The sequence below is a fragment of the Janthinobacterium sp. OK676 genome, assembly GCF_900103595.1.
GTDB lineage: Bacteria > Pseudomonadota > Gammaproteobacteria > Burkholderiales > Burkholderiaceae_D > Janthinobacterium.
In genome coordinates this window covers 149,948-163,657 of sequence record NZ_FNHA01000010.1, presented here as the reverse complement: position 1 = coordinate 163,657, position 13,710 = coordinate 149,948, and the positions used below count along the sequence as shown (strand labels likewise).

5 protein-coding genes are annotated in these 13,710 nt (G+C 61.2%); 4 read left to right on the top strand and 1 reads right to left on the bottom strand.

The window, feature by feature from the left end; genetic code table 11:
- Positions 1-163 precede the first annotated feature (163 nt).
- From BLU39_RS19675 to BLU39_RS19665, 3 genes are all read left to right on the top strand, one after another.
- Positions 164-2,944, top strand: a complete 2,781-nt coding sequence (locus tag BLU39_RS19675; protein WP_092715985.1) for a TonB-dependent receptor — start codon at positions 164-166, stop codon at positions 2,942-2,944.
- A 342-nt stretch (positions 2,945-3,286) separates the two neighbouring features.
- On the top strand, positions 3,287-5,956 hold the full coding sequence (locus tag BLU39_RS19670) for a TonB-dependent receptor (RefSeq protein ID WP_092715983.1): 2,670 nt from the start codon (positions 3,287-3,289) through the stop codon (positions 5,954-5,956).
- 357 nt (positions 5,957-6,313) lie between these two features.
- A complete protein-coding gene (locus BLU39_RS19665; protein ID WP_092715981.1) occupies positions 6,314-9,160 on the top strand; it encodes a TonB-dependent receptor in 2,847 nt (948 codons plus the stop codon).
- Between the two features lie 89 nt (positions 9,161-9,249).
- On the opposite strand, the gene aroG is transcribed toward BLU39_RS19665, so the two are convergent.
- Entirely contained in the window at positions 9,250-10,314 is a 1,065-nt protein-coding gene (aroG, locus tag BLU39_RS19660) for a 3-deoxy-7-phosphoheptulonate synthase AroG (RefSeq protein WP_092715978.1), read from the bottom strand.
- Positions 10,315-10,809: 495 nt separating this feature from the next.
- Between aroG and BLU39_RS19655 the strand changes: the two genes are divergently transcribed.
- Complete coding sequence (locus BLU39_RS19655) at positions 10,810-13,653, top strand: TonB-dependent receptor (protein ID WP_092715976.1); 2,844 nt, start codon at positions 10,810-10,812, stop codon at positions 13,651-13,653.
- Positions 13,654-13,710: the final 57 nt, after the last annotated feature.

Here is a 13,710-nt window from a genome sequence, read left to right as displayed (position 1 = left end):
TTTCTCGGCAAATGGTCTTATCAATGGCGGCATCTCACACGATATGCCGTTTGACCAACAGCGATTGCCAACGCAGCAATCTTTATCACCCTGGCAAGGCTGTGCCGCACAAGGGCCGGCCGAGCACACTTTCGGAGTTCTGAGAATGATGATGGAAACAGTGATGTCCCGCTCCGTACGCCTTATTTTTTCGGGTAGCGTAGCAGCGCTTGGCCTGGGCATGATGGCGGCGCCGGCAATGGCGCAAGATGCCAATGTGCAACGGGTGGAAATTACAGGCTCAAGCATCAAACGGGCCACGGCCGAAACCGCATCGCCGGTACAGGTCATCACCCGCGACGACTTGATGAAATCGGGCAAGGCGACCGTCGCCGAATACCTGCAAACCCTGACCGCCGATGGCGCCGGCTCCCTGCCGACGGGCTTCGGTAACGGCTTTGCCGCCGGTTCCACGGCCATCTCGCTGCGCGGCCTGGGCGCCACCTCGACCCTGGTCTTGCTCAATGGCCGCCGCATGGCGCCGTTCGCGCGCGCCGATGACGGCCAGAAGAGCTTTACCGACCTGTCCACCGTGCCGATGCAGATCGTCGAGCGCATCGAAATTCTGAAAGACGGCGCCTCCTCGACCTACGGCGCGGACGCCATCGCCGGCGTCGTCAATATCATCCTACGCAAGGACTTCGAAGGCCTGACTCTGAAAGGCGACACGGGCATTTCCGGCGACAGCGACGCCAAACAGCACCGCGCCTCGCTGACCTTCGGCAAGGGCAACCTCGATACGGACAAATACAACTTCGTCGTCAATGCCGAATACACCAAATCGGACATGTTGATGAACAACGAGCGTGCCGGCCGCAAATGGATAGGCAAGGCCGACCTGCGTCCGTACGGCTATGCGATCAACACCCAGTTCGCCGGCGGCTACATCAATGGCACCAACGATGCGAATGCCGCGCCCACGGGCCTGATACGCGATCCCGTCACCAACAACTATGTGGCCCTGCCGGGCTGCTCCACCTTGTCCGTGTCTTCGCCGCAAGATCCGAAGGGTGGCTGTCTGTGGCACCACGACCAGTTCCGCTCGATGCAGCCGAAGATCGAATCGATCAACCTGTACACGCGCGGCACTTGGCAAGTCAATGCCGATACCCAGGTCTACGCGGAAGCGGGCTACTCGAAGCGCGATACGGCATTTACCCTGATACCGCCGTCGATCACGCCGACCATCGCCTTCCCGCCGAATGCCACCAGCCCGACTGGCGTCGTCAACTACGGTTCCGGCGCCGGCACCACCATCGTGCTGGCCGCCAACCACCCGCAAAATCCGTATGGCGTGCCCGTGCGCGTGCGCTACCAGGCCTTCGACGTGGGCGCCAGCACGCGCCAGGCCAACAATGAGTTCAACCGCATCGTGCTCGGCGTCAAGGGCAACGCCATGGGCTGGGACTACGATGCAGGCTATACGCATTCGGAATCGAAGCTGCACCTCGATTACAGCAACATGCTGAACATGGCCGTCGTCAAGGATGCGCTGGGCAATCCGAACAGCAAGTATTTCCCGTACTACATCGGCGCGCAGGCGGGCAAGAATCCCGCCTCGCTGTACGCGGCCATGGTGACGAACGCCACCTCCGATTCCACCACCAAGCTCGACATCATCGACTTCAAGGCCTCGCGCGAGCTGATGCAGTTGCCGGGCGGCGCCATGGGCCTGGCGATCGGCGCGGAACACCGCCGCGACAAGCTCGACAATCCATCGCTGTCGGGTACGGAAAACGGTTCCATCAACTCCAGCTACGTGGCGGCCAAGGGCGACAGCAAGGTCTCGGCCGTGTTCCTCGAAGTGCTGGCGCCCGTCATCAAGACGGTGGAACTGTCGGGCGCCTTGCGTTACGACAAATATGACCGTTTCTCGTCGACGACGCCGAAACTGGGCGCCAAGTGGACGCCGCTGAAAACCTTCGCCGTGCGCGGCACCTACTCGGAAGGCTTCCGCGCGCCGGGCCCGGCCGAAAGCAATGCCAATTCGCAATCGACGGGTACCTCGACCGTGAGCGATCCCGTGCGCTGCCCGGGCGGCACGAAACTGCCGGGCGCCAATGCCAGCGACTGCGAACTGCAAGTGGCGGCCGTCAAGATCGGCGACCCCAGCCTCAAGCCCGAGAAATCCAAGGGCTACACCCTGGGTCTGGTGTGGGATCCGTTCAACGATACCAGCCTGTCGCTCGATGCCTGGAAGATCAAGCGCGAAAACGAAATCAACCCGCTGCCTTACAACGAAGCGGCCGCCCTGCCGACCGCCATTCGCGCCGACAACAACCTGACCATCAACGGCGTCGTGGTACCGAACACGGGCACCTTGCTGATCACCAAGGCGCCGTACCGCAACTCCAGCTTCACGGAGATCAAGGGTATCGACCTGGACGTCAAGCAGCGCGTGCGCCTGGGCGACTACGGCCGCGCCACGTTCGGCCTGACCTGGACCCACATCGCCTCGTGGGTACGGGCCGAGTCGTCCACCGTGCGCTACCAGTTCGCCGGCACGCATGGCAACTGCGATACCTCCAACTGCGCTGGCACGCCGAAGGACAAGATCAATCTGACCGGTTCGTGGGACCTGGGCAACTGGAACGTCAGCGGCGTGCTGAACTACCGTTCGGATCTGAAGAACATCTTGTTTGAAGGCAAGCCGTGCGCGTCCAAGCTGGCCGATGGCACACCGGCGCCGAACGGTTGCAAGCTCGCCTCGTTCACCACGCTCGACCTGTCGACCCGCTGGAACGTCAACAAGCAGTTGCAATTGTTTGCCTCGATCAACAACGTGACTGACAAGATCGCGCCGCTCGACCCGCTGACCTACGGTGGCATGAGCTACAACCCGATGGATGCCAGCGGCGCCATCGGCCGCTACTTCAAACTGGGCGCCAGCTACAAGTTCTTCTAAGCACCCGCCATGCTGGCATGCGTGACTATCGCCATGCCAGCCACCCCAACGCCCGTTGCCCCGCAGCGGGCGTTTTTTATTGCCCGCCCGAAGCTCAGGCCGGGCACAGCCGTCTTTCTTAAAAATGCGGCACAAAATGCATCTTCTTTGTTTTAAATCAGTACCAAAAGCGCACTACGTTGTTTAGGCACACAAACCCGTTTGCCATGTTGACAAGGACTTTTGCAGCTCATTACAGTGGATCGCTTGAAAGGATATAAATACTTTTCAATGTTCTCGGTGCGCCAACCAGCGCGGCCGTTCTCGCCCTTCTAGCCAACCGCTTTTCCAGGAGTCTTGAACATGATCAGAGAAACACGCCTGTCCCGTTCCATCCGCTTGATCTGCACCGGCGGCCTTGCCGCCAGCCTGTTCAGCCAGCAAGCGCTGGCGCAAGAAGCCAGCGACACGAGCACCATGCAGCGCGTAGAAGTCACCGGTTCCTCCATCAAGCGCCTCGTCTCGGAAACGGCCACGCCGCTCTCCATCTTCAAGGCCGAAGATTTCGCCAAGCAAGGCTTGACGACGGCCCAGGAAGTCCTCAACAAGATACCCTCGAATGCGTCAAGCATGGGCAGCGGCAACGCCGTCGGCGGCAACACCAGCGGCTTGCCCACGGGTGGCCAGGCCAGCGCCGACTTGCGCGGCCTGGGCGGCGACAAGACCCTGGTGCTGCTCAATGGCCGGCGCATCGCCAACCATCCGTACGACGGCGCCAGCGTCGACCTGAACATCATCCCGATTGCCGCCCTCGAGCGTGTCGAAGTGCTGCGCGACGGCGCCTCGGCCATCTATGGCACGGATGCCATCGGCGGCGTCATCAACTTCATCACCAAACGCTCGGTCAACGTCACGAATATCACCGCCGAAGTCGTCGCGCCCGAACACAAGGGCGGCGGCGAACACCGCGTCAACCTGTCGACGGGTTTCGGCAAGCTCGACACGGACGGCTACAATATTTTCGGCGTGCTCGACTACCACAAGCAAAATGTGCTCACCTCGCAGGACCGCGATTTTTCGAAGACCGGCATCGTCCCCTCGCGCGGTCTGTCCATTACCAGCGGCACGACTTTCCCCGGCAATTATTTTGATGCAGCAGCCAACGGCGGCGACGGCCTGGCCGGCAATCCCTACGCGGCCAGCGGCTGTTTGCCCCCCTTGTCAGTGGCAGCCGCCAACGGCACCTGCCGCCAGGATTACACGCGCCAGATCGACAACTTGCCCGCCCAGGAACAAGTGGCCTTTTTCGGCAAGGGCGCCTTCAAGCTCGGTGGCGGCCACCTGGCCACGGTGGAATACCTGCATTCGGAAAACAAGGTGAAGGCACGCACGGCGCCGCCGCCGCAAACGGGCTTGATTCTGCCCAACACGAGCAAATACTATCCAGGCAATGCGGGCGGCGTGCCGGCCCAGCCGGGCTTGTCGGGCCAGCCGCTGAGCGTCAACTGGCGTCCCGTGGAAGCGGGCCAGCGGCAGATCGATTCGGACGGCAAGGCGGACCGCCTGGTGCTGGCCCTCGAAGGCGAACTGGCCGGCTGGGACTACAAGACGGGCCTGAGCCACGCGATCAGCAAATCATCGGAAAAATTCACCGGTGGCTATGTGCAGGATGCGAGCTTTGCCGCAGGCGTACTGAACGGCATCCTGAATCCTTTCGGCATGCAGGACGCGGCCGGCAAGACTTACCTGGACAGCACGGCCCTGCGCGGCGAAGTACAGAACGCCAAGGTCACCACCACGGGTTTCGACATCAAGGGCAGCCGCGACCTGATGCAGCTGGCCGGCGGCCCGCTGGCCATCGCCCTGGGCGGCGAACTGCGACGTGAAAAAGCCGACTTCAACGTCAACCGCGATATCGCCGGCCAGGCTGCCAGTTCCGGCTTGTCCGGCTCGCTGTCGAAGAGCGGTTCGCGCACGATCCAGGCCGTCTTCGGCGAAGTCAACTTGCCGCTGATCAAGGACCTGGAAGTGCAGCTGGCGGCCCGCTTCGACCATTACAGCGACGTGGGCAGCACCACCAACCCCAAGCTGGCCCTGCGCTACCAGGCCAGCAGCGCACTGGTGCTGCGGGGATCGGCCAGCACGGGTTTCCGTGCGCCCACCTTGTTTGAAAAGAATGCGCCGCCGTCGAAGAACGATACCAACGATTCCTACGACGATCCCATCCTCTGCCCGGGCGGCGTGCCGCAGCCGGGCGCCAATCCCCTGCGCGATTGCGATTTGCAGCAGTTCAAGCTGCAAGGCGGCAATGAAAAGCTGAAACCGGAAAAATCCACCACCTTCGCCGTCGGCTTCGTGCTCGAACCGGTCAAGGAAGTCACGCTTGCCCTCGATTACTGGAACATCCACCTGAAGGACAAGATTTCATCGTTGCCCGAGCAATCCATCTACGGCAACTACGAAAAATACAAGGCCCTGTTCCTGCGCAATCCCGACGGTTCGCCCTTCGCCATCCTCGACTTGAACGATAACCTCGGCGAAGTGAAAACCGACGGCATCGACGTCAGCCTGAATGCCCGCCTGGGACGCGGCGCGTATGGCGATTTCAGCGTGTCCGTCGATGGCACCTGGACCCACAAGTACGACTACCAGAACGAACGCGGCGGCGAATTCATCGCCAATGTGGGCCGCTACGCGGACAACAATCCCGTGTTCCGCTGGAAACATACGGCGGCGCTGAACTGGCGCATGGGCAACTGGGGCGCCACCGTGTCGCAATCGTTCAAGTCCGGCTACACGGATCAGAACCAGGTGGACCCGCAGTACCGCCACGACGTGCCCTCGTACAGCCTGCTGAACGTATCGGGCAGCTACTTGTGGAAAGGCTTGCTGCTGACGGCTGGCGTGAAAAACTTGTTCGACAAGGAACCGCCATTCTCGAACCAGGGCACCCTGTTCCAGAAAGGCTATGATCCGCGCTACACGGACCCGATCGGGCGCGCCTATTACCTGCGCGGCAGCTATACGTTCTAAGGGAGATTGGCAGAAACAGGGATCGACGGGGCGGCGCCGACAAGCGTTTGCCTGCAGCACCAGAGACGGCGCCAGCAGCGATGCTGTGCGCCGTTTTATTTTACGCGCCTGAGTGCGCCTGACAAGGGTTGGCGATATTTTATTCCTGAACTAATGCAAAAAAAATAGCAATATGTTGCATTTCGTCCAAAAAGTCCGCACGAAATTGACAATCTGAATCGTGAATGTTTTGATGAGGGCCCTGAAAATTTACAGAATTTTCATTGGTGGATTTGTAAAAAGGCAAATAAATTGTTAGTAAGCAACAAGTTATTTCAAAATAATTGCCGCCTTTATCACAATAACAAGGAATTTCAGATGATGATAGAAAATGTAATATCGCGGTCGCTGCGCCTGATGTTTGCTGGCAGTTTGGCCCTGGGCATGCACGCCGCATATGCGCAAGAAACAACAGATGGCACCATGCAACGCGTGGAAGTTACGGGTTCGAGCATCAAGCGCATCGCCTCCGAAGCGTCGCTGCCCGTGCAGTCATTCAATCAGAAAGACATCAAGAAAACCGGCGTCACCACGGTGACCGATTTCATCCAGCAAATTCCTGCGATGCAGGGCTTCTCCGTGGCCGCCGATTCGGTGGGCGGCGGCGGCGGCGGCGTCACTACGGCATCGATCCACGATATTGGCGCAGCCTACACCTTGGTGCTGCTGAACGGCCGCCGTATTGCGCCATCCAATTCCGGCACCACCATCGACTTGAATTCGATTCCCCTGTCGGCCATCGAGCGCGTGGAAGTGTTGACGGACGGCGCCTCGGCACTGTATGGCGCCGACGCCATCGCTGGCGTGGTCAACTTCATCCTGAAAAAAGGCGCATCGCCGCTGGAAATCAATGCCAAGTATTCGCGTCCCGAAGAAAAAGGCGGCGCCAGCAACTCGATTTCGATCAGCAAAGGCTTCGGCGACATCGACGAAGACGGTTACAGCATCTTCGTGTCGGCCAGCCATGATGAACAAAAATCGCTGAAAGCATCGCAGCGCAGCTTCGCAAAAAGCGGCATCATCAATTTCAATGATCCGAAGACCGGCAAGGCACTGCAATTCATCAACGGTTCCTCGCGCTCGGCGCCAGCCAATGCCAGCGTCAACTACAACCGTACCGATGCGAACGGCAATGTGGTGATCAACCCGGAAACCAACAAACCATTTGTCGACAGCGTCAACCTGGCCAATCCGTATGCACTGGCCCATGGCGGCAAATGCGCACCTAGTAATATGGACTTCTACGGCGATGGCAACTGCTATTTCGACTCGCCGTCGACCATCGAAATCAACCCGGAATCGAAGCGCGACTCGCTGTTCAGTTCCGGGAGCGTCAAGCTGGGCAAGACCGGCTGGCAGGGTTTCTACGATTTCGCATACACCGAAGCGAGCATCAAGGCCAGCATCGCGCCATACCCGGCAGATTTCTCCATTTCCGCGAATTCGCCACTGTTCAGCAAGTATCTGGCCCCGCAGTTGAGCCCATCGCAACTGGCCAATGCCGTGAGCGGTGTCGCCAAATACCGCCTGTCCGAAATGGGCAACCGCGTGTACGACTATGGCACCAAGGCCACCCACCTCGTCGGTGGCGTGGAAGGCAGCGCATTCGGCTGGGACATCAACACGGCCGTGACGTACTCGAAAAACAAGCAAACGCAGGACTACGTCAGTGGCTTCCCACTGTCCGACAAATTCAACGCCCAAATCGACGCCGGCAATATCGATCCGTTCGCCTACCCTGTGGGTTCCATGCCGGACGCCATGCGCCAGGCACTGCTGGGCACGGGCTTCAGCGGCACGTACAACACGCAAACCGTAGAAATGAAGGGCATTGACGGCCGTGCTTCGCGCCCTGTGTTCTCGCTGCCGGGCGGCACGGCCATGCTGGGCGTGGGCGCCGACTACCGCAACACCTCGTTCAAGGTGCAGCAGGCGGATGTCGCCAAGCAGGCGCAGATCCTGTTTGACAATGCGCAAGTCGACAGTAACTACGCACGCGACAATGCCGGCGCCTATGCCGAACTGATGATGCCGATTTCGAAAAAACTGGAAATGACCGGCTCGGTGCGTTATGACCAGATCGGCGCCATCGACGACAAGCTGACGGGCAAGACGGTAGGCAAGAAAGAAAACGCCACCACCTGGAAAGTCAGCGGCAAGTATTCCGCCACCAAGAGCCTGATGTTCCGCGCCGCTGCCGGCACCGGCTTCCGCGCCGCCAGCATGCAGGAAATCGCCGGCCCACTGGAAGACTGGGGCGTCACGGGCGGTAACTACCAATGCCCATTGACGGCGGCAAACGGCATGGGCGGCCATCCGCTGGCCAGCTACTGCAGCGGCGTGGGACGCCAGCAGTTCGAAGCCTTCCAGGGCGGCAACCCTGACCTGAAGCCGGAAACGTCGAAGCAATGGAGCATCGGTACCGTGTTCGAGCCGATCGACAGCCTGTCGATGTCGTTCGACCTGTGGAACGTGGAAATCCGCGACCAGGTGACCGCGGTGTCCGAAGGCCTGATCTTCAACGATCCTGCCAAGTACGCCAACCTGTTCACCACCAAGCACATCAGCTCGACGGGCCTCGACGTATTGGCCATCAAACTGCTGCCAATTAATATCGGCAAGGTGGAAAACCGCGGTATCGACTACGACTTCACCCACAAGATGAAGCTGCTGGACGGCCGTCTGACGAGCCGCCTGATGGGTACCTATTTGCTGCGTTCGCGCTACACGACGCCAGGCACCGATGACCAATGGGAAACCAGCCTGAATCGCTACGGTTCGAACGACAAGGTCAGCTTCCGCAACATCATCCGCGCCACCAGCACGTATGAGACGGCCAAGTTCACGCATACGCTGAGCGCCAGCTACCGCAACGGCTATATGGACAAGGAACAGACGGCTGACGATTGCGCCGTGATCGTGGCCGGCAGCCCTGGCGAATGCTATGGCATCCAGCTGGAAGTGCCGAGCTACACCACCTTCGACTTCCAGACGGCCTACCGTCCTATGAAGAATGTGGAAATCACGGGCGGCATCCTGAACATGTTCGATCGCAATCCGCCATTCACCCTGCGCAACACGGGTTCGCATCAAGTGGGCTACAACCCATCGTACTCGAGCGCCCTGGGCCGCCAGTTCTACCTGAGCGGTTCCTACAAGTTCTAAGCTGACGGCATCTGCTCTCGGCTGAAAACTGAAAAGCCCGGAAAGCTTAGCTTTCCGGGCTTTTTTTTCATGCTGCGCGCCACGTCACTTTATTCCGCGTCGCCCTTCAGGCGGCGCTGCTTCACGGCTTGCGCCAGGTTTTCCAGCACGGCCACGCTGGCGCTCCAGTCGATGCAGCCATCCGTGACGGATTGGCCGTAGATCAATTCCTTGCCGGGGATCAAATCCTGGCGCCCTGCCACCAGATGCGATTCCACCATCACGCCGACGATGCGGTCGTCGCCGCCCGCCACCTGGCTGGCGATGTCGGCGCACACGGGAATCTGGTTTTCCGGTTTTTTTGAGCTGTTCGCGTGCGAGGCGTCGATCATCAGGCGCGCCGCCAGGCCTTGCGCCGCGATGGCCTTGCAAGCGTCGTCCACGCTGGCCGCGTCATAGTTTGGCGTCTTGCCGCCGCGCAAGATGATGTGGCAATCCTCGTTGCCGTTGGTCGAGACGATGGCCGAGTGGCCGCCCTTCGTGACGGAAAGAAAATGGTGCGGCTGCGAGGCGGCCTTGATGGCTTCCACGGCGATTTTCACATTGCCGTCCGTGCCATTCTTGAAGCCGACGGGACAGGACAATCCCGACGCCAGCTCGCGGTGCACCTGCGACTCCGTCGTGCGCGCGCCGATGGCGCCCCAGCTGATCAGGTCGGCAATGTATTGCGGGCTGATCACGTCGAGGAACTCGGTGCCGGCCGGCAAGCCCAGTTCATTGATATCGCGCAACAGTTCGCGCGCCATGCGCAAGCCGTCGTTGATGCGGAAGCTGTTGTCCATGTACGGGTCATTGATCAGACCCTTCCAGCCCACCGTGGTGCGCGGCTTCTCGAAGTAGACGCGCATGACGATTTCCAGTTCGCCCGCGAAGCGCGCGCGCTCCTTGACCAGCAGGCGCGCGTATTCCATCGCCGCCTTGGTGTCGTGGATGGAGCAAGGACCGATCACCACCATCAGGCGGTCGTCCTGGCCGTGCAGGATACGGTGCAGGGCGATGCGGGCGCTGGCGGCGGTCTGTTCGGCTTGCTCCGAGCAGGCGAATTCGCGGATCAGGTGGGACGGCGGGGTCAATTCCTTCATTTCGCGAATACGCAAATCATCGGTGCGGGGCATCATTTTCTCCAAAATTTAAGGATGGGTAAAACATCTGGGTAAAAAAAAACCGCCATCAGTGGCGGTTTTTTAGAATTTGCTGGGATCTCGTTTTGCTGCTACGTGAACCGACCGCTACTCCACCGCCTTTGGGCTGGAATTGCTAAAGTAAAAATAAGCGGTAAAAAAGTGGCGAGCGAACATGCGAGTCATCCGTAAGTGATGAACGACTATAAACCTAAATTGCAAGGCTTGGCAAGCATATTTGTCGGCAAAGCCGCATGCCGCCGCCGTTTTACACTGCAAAACACGTCAAAAAGCATAAAAAGTTGCGCGCTGCCGATACGCACCGGCTGGCTAACAACGCTGTGGCCGCCGTGGCGCGCACGCCACGCCAGTCCGTTTTGATGCGGGTAAGCGGCGTACTACTGATGTAGATCGAATCCCGGCAAGGCGACACGGCCAAGACTGGAAGGTGTACCTCACCTTTTTCTGTCTGACCTTCCGGAGAATCGCATGATCTACAAAAAATCCGCCCATCCATCCTTTTCACCGCCACGCGTGGGCCTGGCACTGGCAAGCGCCCTGCTCGCCCTACCCGTCCTGGCCCAGGATGCCGCCCCGATTGCCCGCGTGGAAATCACCGGCTCGAACATCCGCCGCGCGCAGGCGGAAACGGCATCGGCCGTGCAAACCCTGAACGCGGCCGACATCGAAAAATCGGGCAAGTCCAGCGTGGCCGAACTGCTGCAGACCCTGGCCGTCGACAACCAGGGTTCCGTGCCCACCACCTTCGGCAACGGCTTTGCCGCCGGCGCCTCCGGCGTCTCGCTGCGGGGCCTGGGAACGGCCTCGACCCTGGTGCTGCTCAATGGCCGCCGGGTGGCGCCGTATGGCCTGGCCGACGATGGCCAGAAAGTATTTGCCGACCTGAACATCATTCCCCTGGAAGCGGTGGAGCGGGTGGAAATCCTCAAGGATGGCGCCTCGGCCATCTACGGTTCGGACGCCATCGCCGGCGTGGTCAACGTGATCCTGCGGCGCGACTACCAGGGTACGGCCATCAAGGGCAATTACGGCAAGACGAAGGAGTGGGACGGGCGCGACGCGCGCGCCGCCATCACGCACGGCTTCGGCGACATCGACAGCGACCGCTACAACGTGCTCCTGAACCTCGAATACAGCGAAAAGGCCGCCATCTGGAACCGCGACCGGGCCGGACGTGGCGCCGTGGGCCGCAGCGACTTGCGCGACCTGGGTTTCAGCGCGCAAGAGTCGCTCAGCGGCGCGGGCGCCATCACCACCAACAACGCGGCCGGCAGCGCCGTCAACGGCAACGTGCGCAATCCCGACACGCTCGACTACTACAACCGCGGCAACCTGGCCGGCGCGGGCTTTACGCGCACCTTCCCCGGCGCCGCCTGCGGCAACTTCACCACGCATCCGCAGGGCGACCCGGGCGGCGGCTGCCTGACCGATGCCGCGCAGCAGTACGGCCAGATCCAGCCGAAACAAAAGAATATCAATTTCTTCGGCCGTGCCGCCTGGCAACTGACGCCAGCGTTGCAGACGTATGCCGAATTGAACCTGTATCACAGCGAATCGAACTCGGCCACCACGCCATCGACGGTCAGCGGCTCGGTCGGCTACCCGGGCGGCCCCGTCAGCAATGCGGGCGTGTCGCTGGGCGCCGCCCATCCCGACAATCCGTATTTCGGCACGGCGGCGCGGCTGCGCTACCTGGCGGCCGACGTGGGGCCGCGCCTGTCCGAAGTCGATTCCACCTTCACGCGCTTTGTCGCCGGCATCAAGGGCACCGTGGCGGGCTGGGATATCGACAGCGCCCTGCTGTATTCGCAGAACAAGGTGTCGAACGACTTGAACGGCTACCTGCAGCGCGACGTCGCATTCGCCCTGCTCAACCCGACCGCCGCGAATGTGGCGGCGGCCAGCCTGAACCCCGCCTACGCGGCCCTGCCGGCCGGCAGCCTGTGGCGCATCGCGGAAAATGCGGGTCTCAATTCGCCCGAGCTGTACGGCGCACTGTCGCCGCGTATCTCGAACGACGCCAAGACGCATATCGCGCAGATCGACTTCAAGGCCAGCCGCGAGGTGGCCAAGCTCGACGGTGGTAGCCTGGGCGTGGCCGTGGGTGCCGAATTCCGCCACGAATCGACGGAACTCAAGCCCACCACGGGGACGGAGCGGGGCAATATCATCGGCCTCGGCTATTCCGCCTACAAGGGCAGCCGCAACGCCTCGGCCATCTATGCCGAAGTGCTGGCGCCCGTGCTGAAAACCGTGGAACTGTCGGGCGCCCTGCGCGCCGACCATTTCACCGACGTGGGCAATTCCTACACGCCGAAGGTGGGCGTGAAATGGACGCCCATACGCGAACTGGCCTTGCGCGGCACCTTCGCCAAGGGCTTCCGCGCCCCCAGCGCGGCGGAAAACGGCGTCGGCGGCCTGGCCGCGTTCTCCACCGCCAGCGATCCGCTGCGCTGCGCTCTGGGCGTGGAAGTGGCGTGCGATCCCGCGCCGATCGCCGTCATCACCTCGCCCAATCCCAACCTGTCACCCGAGCGTTCGCGCAGCTATTCCGTCGGCGCCGTGTGGGACCCGCTGCCGCGCAGCAGCATTTCCGTCGACCTGTGGCAAATCCGCCGCAAGAATGAAATCAACCAGGAGCAGACGGATGCGGCCATCGCCGCCGGCAACGTGGCGCGCGATCCGTCCACGGCCACGGGCATTCCCGGCGATCCGGGCGCCATCACGGCCGTGCTGGCCAACTATGTGAATTCGGCGCAAACGACGGTGCGCGGCATCGATATCGACGCCCGCCAGCGCTTCAACCTGGACAACGGCTATGGCAGCCTGACCTTCGACCTGAAGTGGACGCATCTGTACAAATGGCTGCGCACGGAACGCGATGGCACGCAGCGCGATTTCGCCGGCACGCATGGCAATTGCGATGTATCCAACTGCATGGGCACGCCGGACGACCGCATCAACCTGGGCGCCACCTGGGAACGCCAGAACTGGCGGGTCACGGCCAACGTCAACTACCGCGCGCCGCTCGACAACATCCTGTTCAAGAATGACCCGGACGGCTGCGCCACGCATTTCGCCGACGGCACGGACGCGCCGCGCGGCTGCCGCATCGCCTCGTTCACCACGGTGGACCTGACGGCCCGCTGGCTGGCCACGCCCAAGCTGGAAGTGTTTGCGACGATACAAAACCTGTTCGACAAGATCGCCCCGCTCGATCCGCTGACCTATGGCGCCACGGGCTACAACCCGCTCGACTACGCGGGCGCTGCGGGACGGTTCATCAGTGCGGGGGTGAAGTACAAGTTCTGAGAAATAGCGGTGGTGTCGGGTTACGCCCTTCGGGCTAACCCGACCTACGCGATCAGC

Excerpts from the sequence above, each read along its gene's own strand:
- BLU39_RS19655 (WP_092715976.1), top strand. The coding sequence starts at position 10,810 with ATGATCTACAAAAAATCCGCCCATCCATCCTTTTCACCGCCACGCGTG.
- BLU39_RS19665 (WP_092715981.1), top strand. The coding sequence starts at position 6,314 with ATGATGATAGAAAATGTAATATCGCGGTCGCTGCGCCTGATGTTTGCT.
- BLU39_RS19675 (WP_092715985.1), top strand. The coding sequence starts at position 164 with ATGTCCCGCTCCGTACGCCTTATTTTTTCGGGTAGCGTAGCAGCGCTT.
- aroG (WP_092715978.1), bottom strand. The coding sequence starts at position 10,314 with ATGCCCCGCACCGATGATTTGCGTATTCGCGAAATGAAGGAATTGACC.
- BLU39_RS19670 (WP_092715983.1), top strand. The coding sequence starts at position 3,287 with ATGATCAGAGAAACACGCCTGTCCCGTTCCATCCGCTTGATCTGCACC.